This window comes from Actinomadura chokoriensis (assembly GCF_039529475.1).
GTDB classification, from domain to species: domain Bacteria; phylum Actinomycetota; class Actinomycetes; order Streptosporangiales; family Streptosporangiaceae; genus Spirillospora; species Spirillospora bangladeshensis.
The window spans coordinates 1-20,039 of record NZ_BAAAMW010000049.1 but is presented as its reverse complement, the minus strand read 5'-3'; the positions used below and the strand labels follow the sequence as shown (position 1 = coordinate 20,039).

At 69.5% G+C, this 20,039-nt stretch carries 15 protein-coding genes; 7 read left to right on the top strand and 8 right to left on the bottom strand.

Annotated elements, in window-relative coordinates; genetic code table 11:
• Positions 1 to 339: hypothetical protein (locus ABFX46_RS42435; protein ID WP_346050165.1), on the top strand; the 339-nt coding region annotated here is incomplete at its 5' end.
• A 673-nt stretch (positions 340 to 1,012) separates the two neighbouring features.
• Here the strand turns inward: ABFX46_RS42435 and ABFX46_RS42430 are convergent.
• The 8 genes from ABFX46_RS42430 to ABFX46_RS42395 all read right to left on the bottom strand — a co-directional run bounded on the left by ABFX46_RS42430 (position 1,013) and on the right by ABFX46_RS42395 (position 11,070).
• A complete protein-coding gene (locus ABFX46_RS42430; RefSeq protein ID WP_346050163.1) occupies positions 1,013 to 1,654 on the bottom strand; it encodes a DUF2637 domain-containing protein in 642 nt (213 codons plus the stop codon).
• The gene (locus tag ABFX46_RS42425; protein ID WP_346050161.1) at positions 1,651 to 2,643 is read right to left on the bottom strand and encodes a C40 family peptidase; all 993 of its coding nucleotides are present in this window, start codon (positions 2,641 to 2,643) and stop codon (positions 1,651 to 1,653) included. The genes ABFX46_RS42430 and ABFX46_RS42425 overlap by 4 nt, the downstream gene beginning before the upstream one ends.
• The gene (locus ABFX46_RS42420; protein WP_346050159.1) at positions 2,643 to 3,551 is read right to left on the bottom strand and encodes a replication-relaxation family protein; all 909 of its coding nucleotides are present in this window, start codon (positions 3,549 to 3,551) and stop codon (positions 2,643 to 2,645) included. Before ABFX46_RS42420 ends, ABFX46_RS42425 begins: the two co-directional genes overlap by 1 nt.
• Positions 3,548 to 6,088: a DUF8128 domain-containing protein gene (locus ABFX46_RS42415; protein WP_346050157.1), complete on the bottom strand. Its 2,541-nt coding sequence runs from the start codon at positions 6,086 to 6,088 to the stop codon at positions 3,548 to 3,550. Before ABFX46_RS42415 ends, ABFX46_RS42420 begins: the two co-directional genes overlap by 4 nt.
• The gene (locus ABFX46_RS42410) at positions 6,085 to 7,956 is read right to left on the bottom strand and encodes a VirB4 family type IV secretion system protein (protein WP_346050155.1); all 1,872 of its coding nucleotides are present in this window, start codon (positions 7,954 to 7,956) and stop codon (positions 6,085 to 6,087) included. Before ABFX46_RS42410 ends, ABFX46_RS42415 begins: the two co-directional genes overlap by 4 nt.
• A complete protein-coding gene (locus tag ABFX46_RS42405) occupies positions 7,956 to 8,945 on the bottom strand; it encodes a PrgI family protein (protein WP_346050153.1) in 990 nt (329 codons plus the stop codon). Before ABFX46_RS42405 ends, ABFX46_RS42410 begins: the two co-directional genes overlap by 1 nt.
• On the bottom strand, positions 8,942 to 10,363 hold the full coding sequence (locus ABFX46_RS42400) for a TrbL/VirB6 family protein (RefSeq protein WP_346050151.1): 1,422 nt from the start codon (positions 10,361 to 10,363) through the stop codon (positions 8,942 to 8,944). Before ABFX46_RS42400 ends, ABFX46_RS42405 begins: the two co-directional genes overlap by 4 nt.
• 377 nt (positions 10,364 to 10,740) lie before the next feature.
• Positions 10,741 to 11,070: a pilin gene (locus ABFX46_RS42395; protein WP_346050149.1), complete on the bottom strand. Its 330-nt coding sequence runs from the start codon at positions 11,068 to 11,070 to the stop codon at positions 10,741 to 10,743.
• A gap of 641 nt (positions 11,071 to 11,711) precedes the next feature.
• Between ABFX46_RS42395 and ABFX46_RS42390 the strand changes: the two genes are divergently transcribed.
• The 6 genes from ABFX46_RS42390 to ABFX46_RS42365 all read left to right on the top strand — a co-directional run bounded on the left by ABFX46_RS42390 (position 11,712) and on the right by ABFX46_RS42365 (position 19,759).
• On the top strand, positions 11,712 to 12,653 hold the full coding sequence (locus ABFX46_RS42390) for a hypothetical protein (protein WP_346050147.1): 942 nt from the start codon (positions 11,712 to 11,714) through the stop codon (positions 12,651 to 12,653).
• The gene (locus ABFX46_RS42385) at positions 12,650 to 13,534 is read left to right on the top strand and encodes a TRM11 family SAM-dependent methyltransferase (RefSeq protein ID WP_346050145.1); all 885 of its coding nucleotides are present in this window, start codon (positions 12,650 to 12,652) and stop codon (positions 13,532 to 13,534) included. The genes ABFX46_RS42390 and ABFX46_RS42385 overlap by 4 nt, the downstream gene beginning before the upstream one ends.
• Positions 13,535 to 13,865: 331 nt before the next feature.
• A complete protein-coding gene (locus ABFX46_RS42380) occupies positions 13,866 to 14,141 on the top strand; it encodes a hypothetical protein (protein WP_346050143.1) in 276 nt (91 codons plus the stop codon).
• On the top strand, positions 14,087 to 16,261 hold the full coding sequence (locus tag ABFX46_RS42375) for a recombinase family protein (RefSeq protein WP_346050141.1): 2,175 nt from the start codon (positions 14,087 to 14,089) through the stop codon (positions 16,259 to 16,261). Before ABFX46_RS42380 ends, ABFX46_RS42375 begins: the two co-directional genes overlap by 55 nt.
• Positions 16,262 to 16,630: 369 nt before the next feature.
• Entirely contained in the window at positions 16,631 to 17,668 is a 1,038-nt protein-coding gene (locus tag ABFX46_RS42370) for a hypothetical protein (RefSeq protein WP_346050139.1), read from the top strand.
• Positions 17,669 to 17,827: 159 nt separating this feature from the next.
• Entirely contained in the window at positions 17,828 to 19,759 is a 1,932-nt protein-coding gene (locus ABFX46_RS42365) for a glycoside hydrolase family 15 protein (RefSeq protein WP_346050137.1), read from the top strand.
• Positions 19,760 to 20,039 lie beyond the last annotated feature (280 nt).

Genomic DNA, 20,039 nt, shown 5'->3' with positions numbered 1-20,039 from the left:
CAGCGGCGTTGCGAGGCAGAGGCGAAGATGCTCGCCGGCCTCGACGAAGGAGAGGACATCGCCGCCGCCGTTGCTGCCGTCGCCGCCGCCCGCGCCACCGCGTCCTGGTGGGACGAGCCGGTCACCGACATCGACCACGAGGGCCTGGACCCCGTAGAGGCGCTGTGGCGCGCCCGCGAGTCCGCCCGCCGTGCGCTGACCGACCACACCATCCCGCGCCACGCCGACCCCTTCTCCCAAGGCTTCGCCGTCGCCTTCATCGAGGCCGCCCGCACCTTCTACCGCGACACCGCCCACCTGGACGCCCTCAGCGTCCCCAACACGGTCGCGGCCCGGTGACGCAACCTCGCGCAGCCACCTCGGCACCCGTGGCGGGTGGCCGGACGTCGCGTCCACCGAACCGGCCTGCCCGGGCCCGCCGACGCGCGCGTGGACCACCCGCCCTCGCGCCAGTGCAGCGCACGGCGGCCTTCGCCGAGGCGCCTGCTGCCACCGACCAAGCACCACACCCGCGTACGCCCCGCGTTGAACGCACCTCGGGGCTACCGCACTCCACCCGGTCAAGAGCCCAACCACAAGACGAAGGAGAGTCCCCGATGCCCCACATGATCAAGATCGACGATGGGGCCGCCGCCCTTCTGGAGAGGAGCAGGAGGCACTCAGGCGAGTCCATCGACGATGTGCTGCGCCGCTGGATAGGCCTGCCGCCCGTCCACACCGGCCCCGGCACCGCCGACTCGACGCTGACGGCCATCGAGCGCGCCGTCCTGGACGTGCTGACGACCACCGGTGACGCGATGACCGCCGCCCAGATCACGGCGGCGACAGCGATCAGCCCTACCGCCACCGGCAAGGCCCTGCGGTATCTGGAAAGGCGGGCAAGGTCTGCCGTCAACACGTGGTCAGCAACGTCACCCGCCGCTACCGATACCAATGGCGCATCACCGAGAACCACGCCCCGAGCGAGACCTGACCGGGGCACCTGCTGGACGGCCTCCGCTGAAGGAGACCATCACCTTTCCCCGCCCCGTCCGGAAGCCGGTTCAGGACGGGGCGGGCTCTCGGCAACGGTGATGATCTGCTTGACCTTGCGGCGGTCGATGCCGTACTTCTCGGCCAGATACCGCTGGGAAACCGGCCGACCCGGCCCGTGAAGGCTCGCGCGGTACTCGGCCAAGACGGCCTGCTCGACCGGCTGCACCAGACTGGCGCACCCCGGATCGGGCTGCTCCGGCCCGGTACGCCCGGGCCTCGGGGCCGTCACCGGGCGCGGTACCTGCCTGCGAGTGAGGGTCATCAGCAACTCGAACGAGCCGACCAAAGCCAGCGCGGGCCAGGCGCTGACCAACGCGCCGATGGGGCCATGGGCGGCGCCGTGCGCCACGTTGGCGCCCACGGTGGCGCACACACCCGCCGCCAGGCTCCACCCGGCCAGCGCCGGTACCGGCAGGGCGCGGCGGCTGGCGTCCAGGATCACCATCGACGCCGCCCAGATCAGCCCGTCCACCGTAAACGGAACCAGCCGCGCCGTAACCCCGGCCTCGCCATAGGAGCGGACCAGGTCGAGCATGTGCGCGTAAGAGATGAGCGCGGCGACGGCGGCTACCGCCACCACCGCCAAAGCTGTGGTCACCCGGATGAGGCGGTCGGTCACCGGCCGGCTCCCCTCGCCGTCGTCTCTGCTCGCCGGTGCGCGGTGGGTCGGGTGAAACCGAGCAGGGTGGAGCGGCGGTAAAACTGGACCTGCACCACGGTCCCGGTGTGCGGCGCGGCGATCATCTTCCCGCCGCCGATGACCAGACCGACATGCCCAGGGCTATCAGGGGAGGTACCGGGTCCGGAGTTGAAGAACACCAGGTCACCCGGCTGCTCACGTCCGGCCGGGACACGGGGACCGTGCCGCCACTGGGCACCGGACACGCGCGGGAGGGTGATCCCGGCGGCGCGGTAGGCGGCGTACGTGAGGCCGGAGCAGTCGAAGGCCCGCGGGCCGGTCGCGCCCCACACGTACGGTTTGCCGAGCTGAGCACGGGCGTAGGCGATCGCCTTGGCGGCGGCCCGGCCGGGCGGCAACGCCGAGAACCCGCCTTCGCAGACTGCTGGAGTCGCCTCCGGCTGGGCAGCGGCCCCCCGGGCGTAGGCGCGGGCCTGCTGCAGCACCTTGTCGACGTAGGCGCGTGAGTGGTTGTACTGGAACAGCGCGGCCCGGACGCGTGCGGGTGCGCCGCCGTGCTTGAGGTAGCGGGCGGCGGCCGGGACTGCGTCGGCCGGATCGTAGACGTCCTTGCGCCCGTCGTGGTCGCCGTCGACTCCGAAGGCGACCCAGGTGCCGGGCATGAACTGCATGGGCCCGGCGGCTCCGGCATGGTTGCGGCCTGAGGCGATGCCGGGGCCGGTGCCGCGCCCGTGGTCGGACTCGACCTTCCCGACGGCCGCCAAAAGGTGCCAGCCGATCCCGTATCGGCTCCCGGCCGCGCGGTAGAGCCTCAGATAGGCGGGCGGGATGTCGCTAACGGAGTCGCCGGGAGCGGGCTGGCAGGCCTCGCTTTGGGACCCGGATCCGGGGAGGGCCGCGCCGAGGACGCCGACGAGCACCGCGACCAGGCCGAGCAGCGCGGCGGCCGCTCCGATCACCAGCGGCATCAGCCGGTCTCCGACTCATCCCGGGGCACTGTTCCCCAGAAGGTGGCCAGGTCGGCGAGCCGGAGCCTGCGGCCGGTGGTCCCGGCGGGCAGCCACACGGGCCCGGCGGGGCCGTCGGGTGAGGTGGCGGGGGTGTGGACGGCGGTGGCGACTGGGACCTCGGGAGCGCCGAGCAGGGCCCGCAGGTTGGCTTCTCGCCGGGCACTGGGGAGCCAGATCAGGACGGGTGTGGTGGTGCCGGTGGCTTCGGCGAGGTCGGCGTAGCCGCCGAGTTTGCGGGCGACGCGGGCGAGTGTCTCGGTGCCAGTGTCGTGCTCGAGGAAGAAGTCCAGTGTGAGCGACATCTTGTCGGGGCGGGTTTGGGTCCAACGGCCGAACGCGTCCGGCCGGGTTAGATCGCCCCACAGGGCCGCGCAGCGGTGTTCCGACCACCACTGCTCCAGGGCGCCGCCTCGACGCCGAGCACAAACGTGCAACGAGGTGAAGAACTCGTTCACGCCGATCTGGTGCGCGAGCCGGGGCGAGACAGCGATGGCGGTGGCAGTGTCCTGCCGGTAGCCGAACTCGGCGATGGTCTGGCCATGCTCAACGGCTAGGACGTGCGCGCCGGCGGGGCCGAGGACCCAGTGCCAAGGCTTGGAACCAACCGGCGTCCAGGGACGGAACCGCAGAAGAGCGTGGTGGTTGTACAGATGGTTGAGGCGCTGCCGGGCCCTCTCTGGGGAGGGAAAGAACAAGCGGGTGAGTTGCCCAGTGGTCAGCACGCGGTGCTCCCACACCAGGGCCAGCAGGTTCCGATCGCGGACGGTCAGCCGATAGACCAGTTCCGCAACCACCTCGGCGGAAACACGTGGAGCACGGATTTGGGTTCCGCGTAGCCGAGTACCGGTCGTGTGCGGTCGCGTCATCGCCGCTCTTCCTCTGCGGGCATTACTGCATCGGTGGTCACCGTGGTTGATCCATCGGCTCTTTCGGCGGATGGGGATTGCGTGAGCGGTGAGGCATGCAGGTCCCGCAATCCGACATCCGGGATCGAGCGTGCGGCGCGGTGGGGCGCGAAGCGTTCGCGGGATGCGTGGCGGACTGCGCTGGCCCGTCCGGGGATGGGGTCGGGTAGTGGGCGGGTGTGGAAGGTGAAGGGCGGGGTGGGTGCGTTGCCGTCCATGAGTCGCGCGGCGGCTTGGTAGGCGCCCAGGTGGGAGAGGTCGTGCGGGGCCAAGAGGGGTGCGGTGTGGCGGGCCAGGTCGGTGGCGTCTTCGGGTGAGGCGGCGAAATAGATCTTGTTGCGGGCATCGGCCGACACCGCGTCGCGCAGGTCCTTGGGGAGCTGGGACAGGTGCTGGTGGGCCAGGGTAAGGCTGAACCGGTAGGCGCGGGCTTCGGCGAGGATGTCGGAGATGGAGCCGGGCAGGTTGAGGAAGTTGTGCGCCTCGTCGATGTAGGCGGCAGCGTCGGGGCGGTCGTGCTCGTGCTGGGTGGCGCGCGGGGTGATGGCCTGCCAGGTGTGCGCCAGTAGCAGCGATCCGAACAGCCGCACCGCGTCCTCGCCGAGCACCCCCTTGGGCAGCCGAGCCAGGATGAGGCCGCCAGAGCCAAGGGTGTCGGCCAGATTGACGGTGGACGCACCGCCCGACAGGGTGTCGCGGACGAAGGGACGCAGCAGCACGGCACGGAGCTTGTTCATGACGGGGCTGATCACCGAGGCGCGTGCGGCGGGGGTGAGTTCGTCGTAGGAGGCCCAGAAGCCGCGCAGCAGTTCGTCGTCCAGGCGGGCGGTGACGCGGGTCCGGTAGGGGGTGTCGGTGAGCAGGCGGGGGATGTCGGCCAGGGTGGCGCGGGCGCCGTTGACTCGGGTGAGGGTCAGGCACGCCGAGCGGAGCAGGTCGTCCAGGCGCGGCCCCCAGGAGGAGGAGAAGCAGCGGCGGAAGGTGGTGACGATCGACTCGGCCGCGAACGCCGGATCACCTCCCGCCAGCACGTTCAGGCAGGGTGGGCGGCCCCGGTCGGCCGGGTCGAACACCACCGTCTGCCCGACGGCCCGTTCGGGGAGGCGTTCCAGGATGTCGGCGACCAGGTCGCCTTTGGGGTCGATGACCAGTGCGCCGCGGCCCGCGGCGGCGTCGGACAGGATGAGGTTGGCCAGGAAGGTGGACTTGCCGACTCCGGTCTGCCCGAGCACGTGCAGGTGCTGGCGTGCGCCGGCGACGGTCAGTCCGACCGGCCGCGGCGCCCCGGCTTCGGAGTCGCCGAGCACGCGGACCCCGGGCCCGGAGACCGGGACGGTCGGCGATGGGGCGATGGGGCGGGCACCGGCACGGGTGACACCGGGCGCGGCCAGGTCGTAGGGAAGGTGCGCGAGCGCCGCCAGCTCGGGTACTGATAGCAGGTAGCCGCGGTGCAGGTGCCGGGACTCCAGCCGGGCGGCGGGCTGGCGGAGGTGCTTGCGGCGCAGGCGCTGGTGGCCGGAGGTGAACAGCGCGAACGTGGACGCGACTTCGTGGGCGTGCGCGCGCAGCCACCCGGCGGCGGCTTGGTCGGGGTGGCGGGTGGCGACGCCGTAGCGGATCTGGACCTCAAAGCGCGGCTGGGCGGCTTTGCCGAGAACGGCGCGGACTTGTTCGGCGCGTTCGGGGTGCAGGCGGGTGAGTTCGCTGGGGTTGTGGTGCCCGGACATGCCGGGGGTGACCGGGTCGAACAGGAGGCTCTGGGGTGCGGTGGAGCGGCCGCCGCGCAGGGCTGATGCGGCCCGGTGGGCTTTGCCGAGGCGGCGGCCGGTGGCGGGGCGGGCCAGGATCTGTACGGCTAGGTGTTCGCCTTCGGCTAGCCCGGATGCGGACCCCAGCAGGCCCCGTAGCGGGTCGGTGTCGTGGTCGCTGGTGAGCGGGAAGTGTTCGGATCGGGCCAGGACCAGTCGTCCGCCCGCCGCCTGGTACTCCTCATTGAGCGGGAGGGGTGCTGTGGCGGGGTGGGTGGTGAGGGTGGCGCCGGGCCAGGACGCCCGGATGGTCTTCTCGACTATTCCGGGCGGGATGGTGCCGGGCGCCCAGATGTGGAAGCGGACGCCGTTGTGGTCGGCCCGGTATTCGAAGGTCAGGTGCGGCTGCCCGAAGAGAAGGCGCTTCCAGGCGGGGTGGGTGAGGCCGATGAGGCGGGTCCACCAGGCGGCGGCGCTGGCCGGCTCCACCTTCGGCGGCACCGCCACCTCGATCAACCGGGCACCCGGGGCGAGCCGGCTGTTGCGCCAATCCCACAGCACCCACCGGACACTCGCCCACGCGGCGGCCGCACCGAGAACACTTAGCACGGCAACGGGTCCGTACTCCGTGGCGGCGTCGACGAACAGCTGCGGGGCGTGACCGAGGTCGGACAGCAGCCCGTACAGGCCCGTGCCGCCGCCAGAGTCGTGGACCAGGGCAGCGTCATGGAGCAGAAGCGTGTGAGTCATCGGTGTTCGGCCTCCGTTTCCGTGGCTGCGATGCTGCCGTCCTTGCAAGCGTGGGCGGCGAGTTCAGCCGGGTCGGTGGTGACGAGCTGGTGTTCGTGGCCGCTGGCGATGGCGGTGAAGGCGGCCCGGTCGGATCCGGTGCCGGTTCCGCACAGCAGGCCGTGGCCGCGGTCGGCTGCGAGCAGGAAGGTCTTCTCGCCGTCGGTGAGGTCGAAGGCGTCGGTGATCTGGTCGATGACCTGGGGCGCTTGGCGCAGCAGGATCTGGGTGGCAGAGTTCGCGATCACCGCCCGCCCCAAATCCGAACCGAGCAGGTCTCCGGCATCCTGGGTGACCACCGCCAGGCCAGCCCAGTGCTTGCGAGCGGACTTGGCCAGCCGGTACAGGAACCGGGCGCCCTCGTCCTCACGCATCAGCATCCACGCCTCGTCCACCACGACCAGGCGGCGGCGCCGGTCGGCCGGGTCGGCGACTTGCCGCCAGATCGCGTCCAGGGCCAGGAGCATCCCGACGGGGCGGACCTCGTCGGGCAGGTCCCGCAGCGAGAACACCACCAGGTGCCCGCCGGGGCGGGTGGTGGTCGGCCCGGCGAACAGGCCCCGGTAGGACCCGGTGACGTACGGCGCGAGCCGCGCCGACAGATCGGCCGCCTCGGCCGAGCCAGCGGTGCCGGCGCGGTCGAGTTCGTCGGCCAGGTCGGCCAGCAGCGGGGCGCGGCGCTTCCAGGTGCGCGGGTCGGAGGTGATCCCGGCCGCCTTGTAGGCGGCGAGCACGGCCCGGTCCAGCACCGCCCGCGCCGCCGGGGACAGCGGTTCGCCGAGCATCGCTGCGATCAGCGTATGGACGAACAGCGCCCGCCGGATCAGGGTGTCCTCGCCTTGCCCTTCGGGCAGGTCGAAGGGGTTGAAGCAGACGCCCGGCGCGCCGAGTGCGATGCGGGTGCCGGCGACGTGGTCGCACAGCCGCCGGTACTCGTCTTCGGGATCGATGACGGCGACGTGCACGTCTTGGTACAGCAGCCGCAGGGTTTCCAGTTTGGTGAAATAGGACTTGCCGGCCCCGGAGCGGGCGAGGGTGACGGAGTTGTAGTTGTCCTGGGCGAACCGGTCCCACACCACCACCCCCGAGGAATAGGCGTTCAGCCCGTACAGCACCGGCGTGTCACCCAGCACCGGCTGCAGGTCGGGTGAGGTGAAGGGGAACGCGGCGGCGAGCGCAGCGGTGTCGAACACCCGCCGCGCCCCGATCGAGTCCGCCGCCAGCGGAAGAGTCGACGTCCAGCCCTGCAGGGCGCGGAAGGTGGTGGGCTGAGCGTCCAGCAGCAGCGAGGCGGCCAGCGCCCGCACCCGCTGCACCTCACCCTCCAGCACACCCGCGTCCGGGGCGTGCACCGTCAGATACAACCCCACCCGAAATAGGCGCCCATGTCCGCGGGCGAGCAAGGCGGCGAGTTCGGCGGCGTCGTCGGCCGCGGCCTCGGCGGCGAAGTCGGCCAGCCGCCCCTGCTGGGCGTTGGCGCGGGACGCCGATTCCAGGCGTGCGAGTTGGCGGCGGAGCCGCTGCGCGGCGATCAGCGGCGGAATCGGGTCGATGTGCAGGGACACGTCGAGGCGGCCGGGATAGGTGAGCAGCGGCTCCAGCCAGCCCGCCCCGACCTCCCGCGGATACCCGGTCACGGCGAACGATGCGCAGGTCCCGCCGGGCAACTCCAGCGAGCGGGCGTTGACGCGCAATGCCGACGGTCCCATTCCCTGCCCCGGAAGGTCCAGGTCATCTCCGTGGCCGTCTTCCATAAGGCCCTCGGCAGGGGTGCCGGTGTGGGTGGTGAGGCCGAGTGTGCGCGCGAGCGCGCCGAGCGAGTGGCGCATCAGGCTTCCTTCCGGTGAGTGATCACATCGTCTGGGGCCGCGTTGTCCACAAGCTGGGACTCGCCTGGGGATAGCGATTCGGTCAGAACGGCAGTGGCGCCGTCGGAGTGCAGGACCTCGGCCGGGAGGGAGAGGGCGGCCAGGGCTTGCACGGCTTCGGTGGCGCGCCGTAGGGCGACCGCCGCGGCTGAGTCGCGTGCCCCTCGGCGTCGTTGGTGCTGCCCCCACGGCAGGGGGGAGGCGGGGGCTGGGATATGGCCGGTGATGACGATGAGGACCTGCCGGATGAGCAGGTCGTGTGCGCTGCCGAGGTCGGTGAGGAACGCGGCGTGCGCGTGCGCGGCCTGCTCCAGTGCCGGGTCGGGCAGAGCGGGGGCGTGACCGGTGATGTGGTCGGCCAAGCCGGTCAGGTCGACCGGGCGGGCCTGGACCAGGACCTGGACGGGAGCGTCCAGGGAGTTGAGCCAGCGGCCGAACACCGCCACCAGCCCGGCCTGCTCACCGGCCGTCCGCAACCCGAAGGCCAGGGTGCCGGCGCGGACCATGACGGCGACCCCGCCCCCGACCAACTCCAGCGCCCCGTCCTGGCGTACGGCACGGACCGGCAGCCGCAAGGGCTCAGGCAGACGTCCGCGCATCCGGCACCAGGCCGGCGGCGGCTGCACCGGTCCGGCGGCGGTAACGCGCTCTCGGGATCCGCGCAGGTGGCGGAGGGCGGCGAGACAATAGCGGTCGAGGCTCATGCCGTCGTGGCGGGCCACCGCGAGCACGACCCCGACCGCGACCATCGGCACCAGCACCGCGACCAGGACCGCCAGCGGCACCAGCGGCCCGACAGTCACAAAGATCCACAGGCAGGCTGCGGCGGTGCCGGCCAAGATGCCCAGTTGCCGGGTGGTGAGGCCGTAGAGGATCTTGTCGGGCTGGTCGATGTCGGCGGGGATCTTCACACTCATCGGCGCCCGGTCGTCCTGGTGGCGGGTGCTCATCGGCGCCTCCTGGTCTTGGGCGGGTCGGTCCACAAGGTCAGCTGCCGTCGCGGGACGGGCCGTCTGGGCATGCCGGGCAGCATCAGTTGCCGCGACCGCACCCGCGCCCGCCCACCGGCCACCGCGCCGCCGCCGGATGACGGCCGGGGCACGCGCGTCACCGGGACTGGCAACGCCAGCTGCGTCGGCCGCCGCGCACCGCTCTTGCCGGTGGTGGGGATCGGCAGCGACATCTGCGCGGGTGCCTGGACCGTTCCCCGGCCGCTGGCGGGCCGGGCGCTGGATGGTGGGCCTGGCGGCATCGGGATCGCTCCAGAAGGCATTGGGATCGCTCCGGTCGGCGATGCGGGCGGCGGATCGGATGGGCTCGGCGGCTCGAGCGCCGGAGGCGTGCCACCTGGTGGTAGAGCCAGGTGGGACGGGCCAGGCAGCAGTTTCGGCAGAGGCCGAAACCACCGCGGAGGTGGGGGAGGCGGAGGTGGCGGGGTCCAGAACTTGCGGGTGGGGACGCGGTGACGCATCAGGGCGCCCAGACCGCGGTAGAGGATCAGACTTTTGACCAGCCCGGTCAGCGCGCTGGGCTGGGCGGCACGCCAGATGGTGCGGGCCGCCCAGGACGGGACACGGACCATGATCCACAGCAGACACACCGCAAGCAGCAGATCGATCCCCGTCCCCGAAGCAAGCCCGAGAAAATGGCCCGAATCGCCCGACTCGCCTCCGGGGTGGTCGACGCCGGAGAACAGCAGCCGGAACGCGGTCGCCAGGATCAGCGCCTGGCACACCCCGATCGCCAGAACCCCGGTGATACTGCGCCACCACAACCGCGCCAGCCCATCGGTGACCGGCAGAGCATGGAACATCAACGCCACCGGCGCGGCGGCGATCAGCACCATGGTCAGCGCGATCCGGATGATGTAGATGAACACCACGCACAACGCCAGCACCACCACACCCAGCCCGATGAAGATCGTGAACGGCTGATTAGGCACCACGCTCGCCAGCAGGTAGCCGGCGATCGCCTCGGCGACCCGGCTGGGGTCGATCGCCTCGGCCCCGGCCTTCAGGAACGCCCCCGACAGGCCGTTGGCGAAAGTGATCGCGTAGCCAATCAAGACGAGGCTGAGGTTGGAGGCCGCGAACGCCCCCACCAGCCGCGCCACCAACTGCCCGGGCGTCAACTCACCACCGGGCAGGGAATGCCCGGCGATCAGCAGCACCCCACCGACCGTGACAAGCAGCACGTAGCAGGTGTTGGCGATGGTCTGCGACACACCCCACAAATCCTTCGCCCGCGCCATGTCCGGCGAATCCAAAGGCGGAGTGCCCAACGCCGTCTGCGACAGCACCTCGAAAACCGGCTTGGCCGCACCAGTGACCAGATCAGCGAACCACCCGTTCACCGCCTGCTTGGCCATGCACCCCACGTCCATGAACCCGCACCCCGACTCGTCCTCACCGGCCGGGCCCTGCCCGCCCGGTGACCCTGGCGCCGGCGACTGCCCCGGCGCCGGAGAAGGCGCCGGAACTCCGGGAGCCGGTTGCGACGGCGACGGCGGTGAGGGTGCTGCGGGTGTCCGGGGCGGCGATGTGGAGGAGGGGGCCGCTGGTGCATTCGGCGACGGGTTCACCGACGGCTGCGGCACCGGATCGGCCGCGGCCCACGCCGCACCGGCACCCGCGCACGCGACCGCACCGGCCACCAGCAAGACCAACAGAACAACCGCGGCCGGCGGCGCCCAAGACCGATGCGCCCACGACCGGTGCGCTCGGCCGGGCGGGATCGCAGGGGCGGTCACGACGGCGCGCCGACGATGCCCTGCAGCATCCTCACCAGCAGCGGCGCCAGCACCGCGACCGAGTACCCGACCGCCGCGTACCGCAGCGTCTTCTTGGCCGCCTCCACCTCACCCGGATCGCCACCGGCCAGCATGTAACGGACCCCGCCGATCGTGGCGAACAACGTCGCCAACCCCACCAACAGACCGACGATCGCATCCCGCAGATTGGTGATCACCTCCTTCAGCGAGGCCACCTCGGCCAAACTCGTGCCGGCCTCGGCCACACCGGGCACCAGCAACGCACTCACCCCGCACCCGGCCGTCCACAACAGCGACGCGGCCACCAACCGCCGCTGCGAAGGACGTGGGTGGAACTGCACTCGGTCGCTGGCTGAGGGCTCGGACGAGGTGGTTTCAGGTCGTCCGATGGGGTGGCTGCTCTTACCGCGGATTGGGTCGGTCCACCTCGGGATGAGTCGATGGATGGTTCGGTGGGAGTACCTGCGGGTGCGCATGGCAGCGTCTCCGGAACGTTGATTGACGGAATCGGCTGCCAGCCGTGCGATCAGCGGGGAACGGCGCGGCCCGCGGGCTGCGGGTGTCCTCCTTGACGGGACATGCGAGACGGATGGTTGCGGCGGGGACCGGGTTCTGGCCGTCCGCCCGAGGTCCGCACCGTTCACCGGTGATCTCGACTGGCACCCATGAAGCACCGCCGAACAGGCCCGAATTCACAGTCAGCCGGCATTCTTGATCAAGACTTGGGCTGCTCAGAGGACGATTCGCTCGGCCGAGAGCCTCAGCGATCCCTGAGCAGGTAGGGCGTTCCGGCTCCTTCACGGTCCGCATGACTATGAGCGCCCGGTCATGAGCTGGTCGGTCGTTCTTGACCGGATCATGAACCGGCCGACCATGAAAACCGGGCCGCTCGGCGGTGCTTTATCGGTGCACGGGGATCGGGTGGCCGCCTTGGGTCACCCAGCGCATGAACCACACACCGTCCAACCCGAAGCACCCGACCACCAGCAACGACCGGCCCGACGGCGAGCGGCGCATGGTCCCGCTCACCGTCTGGCTGTGCTCAGACCCTCGCGGCGAGAACCTGCCGCCTCGACCGGGCACCCGCTCGAACCGAGAAAGGCCCGGTACCGCGATCTGCGTCCAGCACCGCCAGACCATCGGGTGCGAACTGGCCCAGCACCTGATCAGTACCTGCACCGGCGAAGGGGCACTGGTCGCCGAAGGCTTCACCACCAGCGAAGCCACCCTGATCACGGCCGCCCGACTCGACCGCCGCGCCATCGCGCTGGTCCCGCACTTCCCGCTCGCCCAGCACATCGGCAGCCGGCTCCGCGCCGCCCTCGACCAGCAGCAGCTGACACGAGTGCAGATGCGCCCCGTTCGACCCGACCAGATGGACAGGGGCCTGGCGGATCACCTCGGCCGGGTATCCCTGGTCATCGGCGCCCCACCGCCGTATGAGACCGGCGGCCACAATCCGAAGCGAGATTCAGGAACGGGCTGCCCGGCGTGCCGGGCCGATTTGTGGATGCTCTCCAGCGAGCAACTCGGACTGTTCATGGCATCGGCATGGCGGGTGCTGGCCCCCGGCGGCGTCCTGGCCGTCGTCACCACAGCACGCCACCAGGCCGGACGCCTCATCGACCCGGCGCCGCGCATCATCCGCCACGCCCAAAGCCTCGGCTTCCGCTACGCCCAGCACGTCATCGCACTGCGCGTCCCGGTCGAGGGCGACGCCCTGGTCGTGCAGGCCGGCCCCACCGACCTCGCCCAACTCCGCGACGCCCGATCCAGCGCTCTGCCGCCCACCGTCGGCGTCCACGCCGCGGTGTCACTGTTCAAGAAGCCTCAAGAGCCCGCCAGCTCACCTGGTCCCGACGGTCCGTCCCGCGGGAGGACCCGATGAACCACGAAGACCTCTCGCACGTCCAGGCGTTGCCGTCGGTGCTGGCGACTGGACAGCGCCCGTCCCGGCTGCAGCGCCAGGGACGCTACACGCCCGAGTCGATGCGCCACCCCGGCAAGATGCTTCCGGCCATCGCCGCCACCGTCATCAAGGCGTTCACTCGCCCCGGTGACCTGGTGGTCGACCCGATGTGCGGGATCGGCACCACCCTGGTCGAGGCCATCCACCTGGGACGTGACGCCGCCGGCGTGGAGTACGAGCCCGACTTCGTCCACCTCGCCCTGGGTAATCTGCTGCTCGCCCACTCCCAAGGAGCCACAGGGACTCCGCGGCTGGCCTGCGGGGACGCTCGCAACATCGCCACCCTCTACCGGGCTCTGCGTGGGAAAGCAGCGCTGCTGCTCACCTCACCACCGTACGGATCACGCACTCACGGGCACATCCGCTCAGGACGCGACAACGGCGGCGGAAAGATCCACAAGCGCAACCACCGCTACTCCACCGACCGCGGAAACCTCGCTCACCAGCCCCTGCCCGGCCTCTTGGGCGGATTTGGCCGCATCCTCGCCGGGAGCGCCACCTTGCTGCGACCCGGCGGTGTGATCGCGGTGACCATCCGTCCCATCCGGGCCAAAGGCGAGCTGATCGACCTACCCGGCCAGGTCATCGAGAGCGCCCGCCACAACGGGCTGGCGCTGACCGGCCGCCACGCCGCTCTCCTGGCGGGACTGCGCGACGGGCGACTGGTCAACCGGGCCTCCTTCTTCCAAATGCTCGAGACCCGCCGTGCCCGCGACCGAGGCATTCCCGCCTGCGCCACCGCCCACGAGGATCTCCTGCTCTTTCAGTCCGCGACCGACCTGCCGGAGGCGAGCCGATGACCCAGAACCGACACAGTGGGCAGGCCGGGCGTAACCGGGTGCTGGAGATGCTGGCCATCCTCCAGATCGGTCTGTGCGGGCGCTGTGGGCGTGCTCGCTACACCACCCGCCGCACCGCGCGGCACGCCGCCCGCATCGCTGCTCCCGGCATCCGGCTACGCGCTTACCGATGCGGCGATGCCTGGCACTTGACCACGCCACCCGGCCGACGGCAATTCATCGCCCCGCCCGTCACGGTTCCCCCGATTCACTCCAGGAACAGGCTTGACCTGCGTGGAAGAGGCGAGCGTTCATGTCAGGTCCCCCACTCCTCCTGGTGTGGGCGCCGGACATGGCAGCGACCGCAGGCCATGAACGCACCCTCACCAAGGGGCAGGCGGTGACTCGGAAGGACGACCTGCAGGTCCCGGCCGTGCCGAACGAGCAGCAACGGCTCGCCCCCGGCGCGGCCGAGGACCCGCCGGAGTTCGCCTGGACGGTCGTCACCATCGACGGTGCGGCAGGCGAGCGACTACAGGACGCGCAGGCACGTGCGATCAAGGAGGTACTGCTGTGGGCGCGAACGCGGCACCGATCCCGCTCGAATCCCTCGGCGGAGGCAGAGTAACCAGCGGCCGAAGGTTGACCGGGATGGGAGGTCGCCATCGCCCACCGGGCCCACTCCGCCTCGCCTTTCTCGGACGGACCTCCACTGAGGACCAGCAGGACCCAACGCTGTCGATCCCCCGGCAGCTCAACAGCTGCCGGGGCGTCCTGCCGAGCCAGGCCGCCATCGTCGTGCACTTCTACGACATCGAATCGGGGCGCAAAGACCTAGCTGCACGCGGGCGAGGCCGCGGACACGAAAGGTTCGCCATCCCCGTCCCCCGCGAAGGCGGTATCCAGGACCTTCTGGCAGAGGCGGCCAGGCCCGATCGGCGCTTCGACGCCGTGATCTGCGAATCGATCGAACGCATCGCACGGCGCACCTACATCGGCACGCAGATCGAGAACCAACTCGAAGAACTCGGCGTCCCGCTCCTGGCCTCCGACGAGCCGATCACCTTGGACGGCAGCAGGCGCGCCACCCAGGTCCTGACCCGCCGGGTCAAGCAGGGCGTGGCGGAGTGGTACGTCCTGGAACTGCTGGAGAAGTCATGGGGCGGCTTCGAGGTCCATACCGAGCAGGGCTTCAACGTCGGCAAGCCGCCCTACGGGTACGTCGCCATGAAGCTCCCACACCCCGTAGCCGCCCGCCGCGCCGAAGGGGCCTCGAAACACAAGCTCACACCGGACCCGATCTGCGGACCGGTGGTCACGCACATCTTCGCGCTTCGCATTGGCGAGCGTCTCGGCTACACGGCACTCGCCAGCCGCCTCAACCTGGATCTCGACCGATTCCCGCCCCCTACTCCGGTCAGTCTGACTCGCGCGGTAGGCCGCTGGACCGGCTCGTCCGTACGCGAAATCATCAAGAACCCGAAGTACACCGGCTACATGGTGTGGAACCGGCGAGCCACCAAGAGCGCCTCAGGACGTGTCAACCCGCCGCAGGCATGGGTCTGGTCGGCCGCTCCAACCCACGAACCGCTGGTCACCAAGGAAGACTTCGTCGCAGCGCAGCAGGTATCAGAGAGGCGGGAACGCTCCAGAAGCACGGGCGACACAAACACCGCGCACCCGTTCACCAAGCGCTCCTACCGCCTGCGCTCGCACGTGGTCTGCGACGAGTGCGGCCGACGGGCACGAGGCAAGTTTCTGCGAGGAACCGTCTACTACGTCTGCGAGCCGCCCAGAGGCTACGTGCCGCCCGGACATCCAAAGAGCTACTGGATCCGGGAGGACCAGCTCATCACCGGAATCGGCGACTTCTTCACCAACCACATCTTCAGCCCCAACCGCCGCGCCTATGTCGGCGCGGTGCTGTCCTCCGCCGACGAACGAGCTGCCCTAGAGCACCAAGAACGCATCGAAGCCACCCGCCGCACCATCGAAGACCTCGACAGGCGCCGCCTACGACTCGTGCGGAACCTCGAGCTGACCGACGACCCGGAAGAAGCCCTGATGCGCGACATCCGAGCACGCTCCGCAGAGCTCAACAGCGAGCTGACCACCAAACGGACAGAGCTTGCCGAGTTGGAACGAACGCGCCCTCCAGAGGCCCGCCCCGAGCTCCTGGATCTACTTCCCGAGGGCCCTATCGACTTCGCCACTGTCCCGGAACGCCTTCAGCAAGCTCTGTTCAAGGCATTCAACCTGGAGCTACGCTGCAACCGGACGACGAACCGCGTCCACTGCCGGATAACGATCGCTGGGCCCGTGATCCCGATCCAGCAGCAGGCCGTACAGGCCGCGCTGGATTCCACAAACGCCCGCGTACCGGCCGAGGGGAGCAAAGCCCCCCACCTATCAGCGACGTACCCCCTAGGGGGTACACCGCAGTCCGGCGCGCGATCCCATTTCAACGGCCCCGATCGCCGCCGTCGCCGCCTCGTGCTAGGTGCCGACGATCTCGGACGTGATCGTGATTTCGCACCACATGAGGTCGGTCCTCCGGTCGTAGCGCATCCGCAATCGGAACACGCCCAGCAGCCGACGCAGCAGCCTGCTGCTGAACCGGCCGAGCCGTGCGCCGCACAGGCCGAGGCGTACCTGGCCAGACAACTCGGCCCGAGGTCCTTGTTCCACTCGTTGCACCGCCGCCCGTACCTAGCTGACCGTCCTGCGCCACCGCGACCGCGCCCTTGAACTCCGGCCCACCGCAGCGTCATCTAGCTGGATCGCGACGTCCGCGGCCGGGTCTGCGGGCACCTGACGACGGACGCCTGTCACCGTCTCAGCCCACCCCAGCAGCCGCTCGTGGATCCGAGTCCGCTCTCGTCCTGGCCTTGTGACAGACCGCTCCCGACTCGCGGCAGGCCGGGGGGAGCGCTCCGCCAGGTCCCGGTTCATACCGGTGGAGCTGTTGCCGATCTCAGGTGCTTCCGGACTGTTAACGATGCTGGGTTCAGCTCGCTTAGGTGACAGTCACCTAAGCGAAAACCAAACGAAAGGGGGGACGTTGTGTCCACCCAAAAAGTCGCGGTTAAGAATAGCCGCGGTTTACTTCCCGGAGGGGTGCGCGCAAAGCGATGGTTCGCAATAGCGGCGCAGATTATCAGCCTCTTCCTGCCGGGCGTGGGCGGTACTCTCTCCGCCGCGAGTAGCGACCCGCTGGCAAGCGCAACGCTCGTCCTGATCGGCGGGACGCCGGTCCTGTTCCTCATCACGCTGTGGAGGTACAGGTCCTCGATGTTCTCCATGGGGAGCTTCGGGACGAGCACCACACGATTCTGCTGGCTCCTCATCGACACGACGGTCGTCCGGTGGATCTACGTCGTGCTGATCGCGGCCACGAGCGTCGGCATCAACATCGCAGTCCCCGAAGCCGACGGCACCATCGGGTCAGGCGTCCGCATGGCTGTGCAGTCATGCGGGACGCTGTTGGTGGGTCTCCTGGCCTTCAGGGGTCTCCGCCGGTACATAGAGATCCTACTTAGGATACTGATCCTCGGTTCGTTGCTTCTCGCCACCGATGCCCTCTCCAGCAGTGAACCGAATATCGGCGGGTCCCTGTGGGCCGGGGTCTGTGCTGTGCACTTCTTCACTCTGATGAAGGCCCTGACGGTCTTCGGCACGCAGCAGAACCGGGACAGCGGGATGGCACTGGCGAACGTGATCGCTCTCATAGCGGTGCTCGCCTACGCCATTCCCCACGGCAGCATGCCCACGCCGGAGAAGTTCGCGGGCGCTCTCCTGCCTGCGGGGGTGCTCTACGTAGCGATCCCGCTGACTGTCATGATCATCCCCGTTTTCGGGACGAACTGGGCCCGGGGTGTCCTGTCGGAAGCGGAGCTGGGGATGCTGACCTCGACCGGCCCCGTTTGGGGTTCTCTCGCAGCATTCGGACTGAAGGCATTCGGCTGGGCGGCTACTCCGGCGCTCAATTCCTATCAGGTGGCGGGGATTGTGCTGGTCGTCCTCCTCGCTCTCCTAGGCGAGCTTATCAATTCGGAACGAAATAAGTTCGCAACCACACACGCCGAAGCGCTCGCCAAGCGTGCACTGCGGCCCGGACAGAACGTCGACGGCACTGAGCCGTCCGCCGTTTCCTGACCTGCCCCTCTGGAGCAGATCAGGCACACACACCGGACCGGTCCCTCATGAGGGGCCGGTCCTTCTTTTTGCCGCGAAATTTCTGGTGTTGCCGATCGCTCCCGTCCACGGACGGTCTCCCTCGCAAGGTCAACAAACCAAACTTGAAGGGAGCGACTCATGCTATCGGGTCTCTCAACGCGATCCCAGATGTCGGGGTACCCCCCCATCCAGCAGATCGCCGGCATCTCCAACGGTCAGGGGGAGCTCGCTCTCCTCGACCACACGGGAAACGTCACTTCGTTTAACTTCCCGGAAGCCGATGGCGCGCCGGTGTGCGCCGGGCTCTTCGGCGGGCCCACCTTGTTCCGGTTCGCCCTGAGCGACAAGGAATACCCGGTCGACCGCCGGCAGAAGCCCACGTCGCACACCGTAGAGTCAACGTGGGTGTGCCCCACCGGCAAGGCCCTGGAATGGGCTGCCATGGTGGGGGCTCCGCTGACCTCCAGCGGACGCCGTCCACAGCCCGACGACGGAGGTCGGCTCGTACGCCTGCTCACCTGTGAGGAGGGAACCGTCCGCGCCAGGCTGGATCTCTGCCTGCGCTACGGCCACCAGGGTGAGCAGCCGATCCGGTGGACCCTCGTACAAGAGCAGCCCGGGTTCTGGGAGTACAAGGCGGACGTTGCGGGCAGGGTGCTGCTCCTCTCCACCAACATGGTCGTCGAGCTTGACGACGACGGCATCTCGATGCAGGGCGAGCTCACTCTGAAGGCTGGGGAGAGCGCCTTCGTCTGCATCGGGTGGAAGGGCCACGCCTCTCCAACGACCGTCGAGGACGTCCAAGGGCTCCTCGCGAAGTCCGAGAAGGGGTGGCTGAAGTGGGTGCAGAGCCTGCGGATCCCCGACGACGAGCAGGCTTCCCGTGTGGAGACATGGGCGATCATGCTCCGGGGGCTCGGTCATTGGGGCGGGGCGTTCTACGCAGCCGCAACCCGCAGCCTGCCTGAGGGCGACTATCGCAGACCCGAACTCGATTCGCGGGCCTGGGACTACCTGTACGCGTGGTCCCGCGACTGCGGCGAGATCGTGTGCGCCCTGTCGGAGCTCGGTGACTCCATGGTCGTCCCGGATCTGGTGGGCTGGTATCAGCGCCTGCCGGGCTTCGCCGACAACGCGAAGATCATGTACCGGGTCGATGGGGGTGAGGTGCCCGAGGAGCAGATCATCCCCGGGGTGGGCTATCACGGTGCCCCCTACCGCGTCGGCAACGGGGCGGCGGACCAGCCGCAAAGCGACAGGTGGGTGTACCCGCTGTGGGCCCAGTACCTTGAGGCGACCAATGGCAGGTTCGACCTGAAACTCACGATCGGCTTGGCCGAACAGGCCGTGCGCGCCATAGGCCAACCGTGCTGCGGCGTCTGGGAGGTCCGGCGTCCGGGCGAAGAACTGCCCGTCTACGCCTCAACCCAGATCCTGCTCGGGCAGGCCTTGTACTACGCCGCCAGGATCTTGGAGAAGGCGGGAAAGTACGGGGAGCTGGCCGCGAAGTACAGGGAGCTGGCCGCCGGGGTCAAGGAGTGGGTCCTGGACAACTGCGTCCAGGACGGCGTCATCGTCACAGCACCCAAACTGCCCTTCCTGGATTCGTCGGTCCTACTGGCCTTCCTCTGGGGGGAGGACATGTTCGACCTCAACGACCCCCGCGACAGGCAACTGGTGCTCTCAACCGTGCAGGCGATCGACACCCCCGACACCACCCCGGCCCCCTTCAAGGGGCTCCGGGTGGGCGACGGGCACGTCCGGTACCACACGGACGAGTTCGGTGACGGGGTCAGCCCGGAAGAGGAGGGGCTGTTCAACAACGTCACCGCCTGGGTGGCGCAGGTGTACCTCTCTCTCGGCATGCTGGAGGAGGCTGATGCCGTGATGCGGGGTCTCCTGAAGGCTCGCAACGGATTCGGCGGGTGGTCCGAGGAGCACACGAAGGACGGTATCGCGCTGGGCAACGCGGGCCAGGGGTACCCCCTCGCAGCGGCCCTCCGCTTCGCCTTGCTGCGTGCGACGTTCGTCGCGGCCAGGAAGTCTGCTTCCGAGGCCGTCGCAGCCTGACCGACATGCCGTCCCGCGTCGCAGCCGACGCGAGACAGTATGAACCGGTCCTGCCCGCGCCCTTTTAGGGGGCGGGCAGGACCGACCACAACCCAACAGAAAATGCCGGCCCGTGTCTATCAGGACGCGGGCCGGTCTTTTGTTCGCCGGCTAAGTGCGTGTTTGAGAAGGGTCTCGTTATAGGTATTCGAGAGGGCGTGGGGCTTGGCGGACGGCGGGCTGCCCACCCCGTGCCAGGCGGCGGGTCATGAGGCCGATGGCGGCCCAGCGGATCATGGCT

What these genes read in the sequence shown, in the direction of transcription:
- ABFX46_RS42420 (WP_346050159.1), bottom strand. Translation starts at nt 3,551, where the DNA reads ATGACGCGACCGCACACGACCGGTACTCGGCTACGCGGAACCCAAATC.
- ABFX46_RS42390 (WP_346050147.1), top strand. Translation starts at nt 11,712, where the DNA reads ATGAACCACACACCGTCCAACCCGAAGCACCCGACCACCAGCAACGAC.
- ABFX46_RS42405 (WP_346050153.1), bottom strand. Translation starts at nt 8,945, where the DNA reads ATGAGCACCCGCCACCAGGACGACCGGGCGCCGATGAGTGTGAAGATC.
- ABFX46_RS42365 (WP_346050137.1), top strand. Translation starts at nt 17,828, where the DNA reads ATGCTATCGGGTCTCTCAACGCGATCCCAGATGTCGGGGTACCCCCCC.
- ABFX46_RS42410 (WP_346050155.1), bottom strand. Translation starts at nt 7,956, where the DNA reads ATGCGCCACTCGCTCGGCGCGCTCGCGCGCACACTCGGCCTCACCACC.
- ABFX46_RS42400 (WP_346050151.1), bottom strand. Translation starts at nt 10,363, where the DNA reads ATGGCCAAGCAGGCGGTGAACGGGTGGTTCGCTGATCTGGTCACTGGT.
- ABFX46_RS42425 (WP_346050161.1), bottom strand. Translation starts at nt 2,643, where the DNA reads ATGCCGCTGGTGATCGGAGCGGCCGCCGCGCTGCTCGGCCTGGTCGCG.
- ABFX46_RS42385 (WP_346050145.1), top strand. Translation starts at nt 12,650, where the DNA reads ATGAACCACGAAGACCTCTCGCACGTCCAGGCGTTGCCGTCGGTGCTG.
- ABFX46_RS42415 (WP_346050157.1), bottom strand. Translation starts at nt 6,088, where the DNA reads ATGACTCACACGCTTCTGCTCCATGACGCTGCCCTGGTCCACGACTCT.
- ABFX46_RS42380 (WP_346050143.1), top strand. Translation starts at nt 13,866, where the DNA reads ATGGCAGCGACCGCAGGCCATGAACGCACCCTCACCAAGGGGCAGGCG.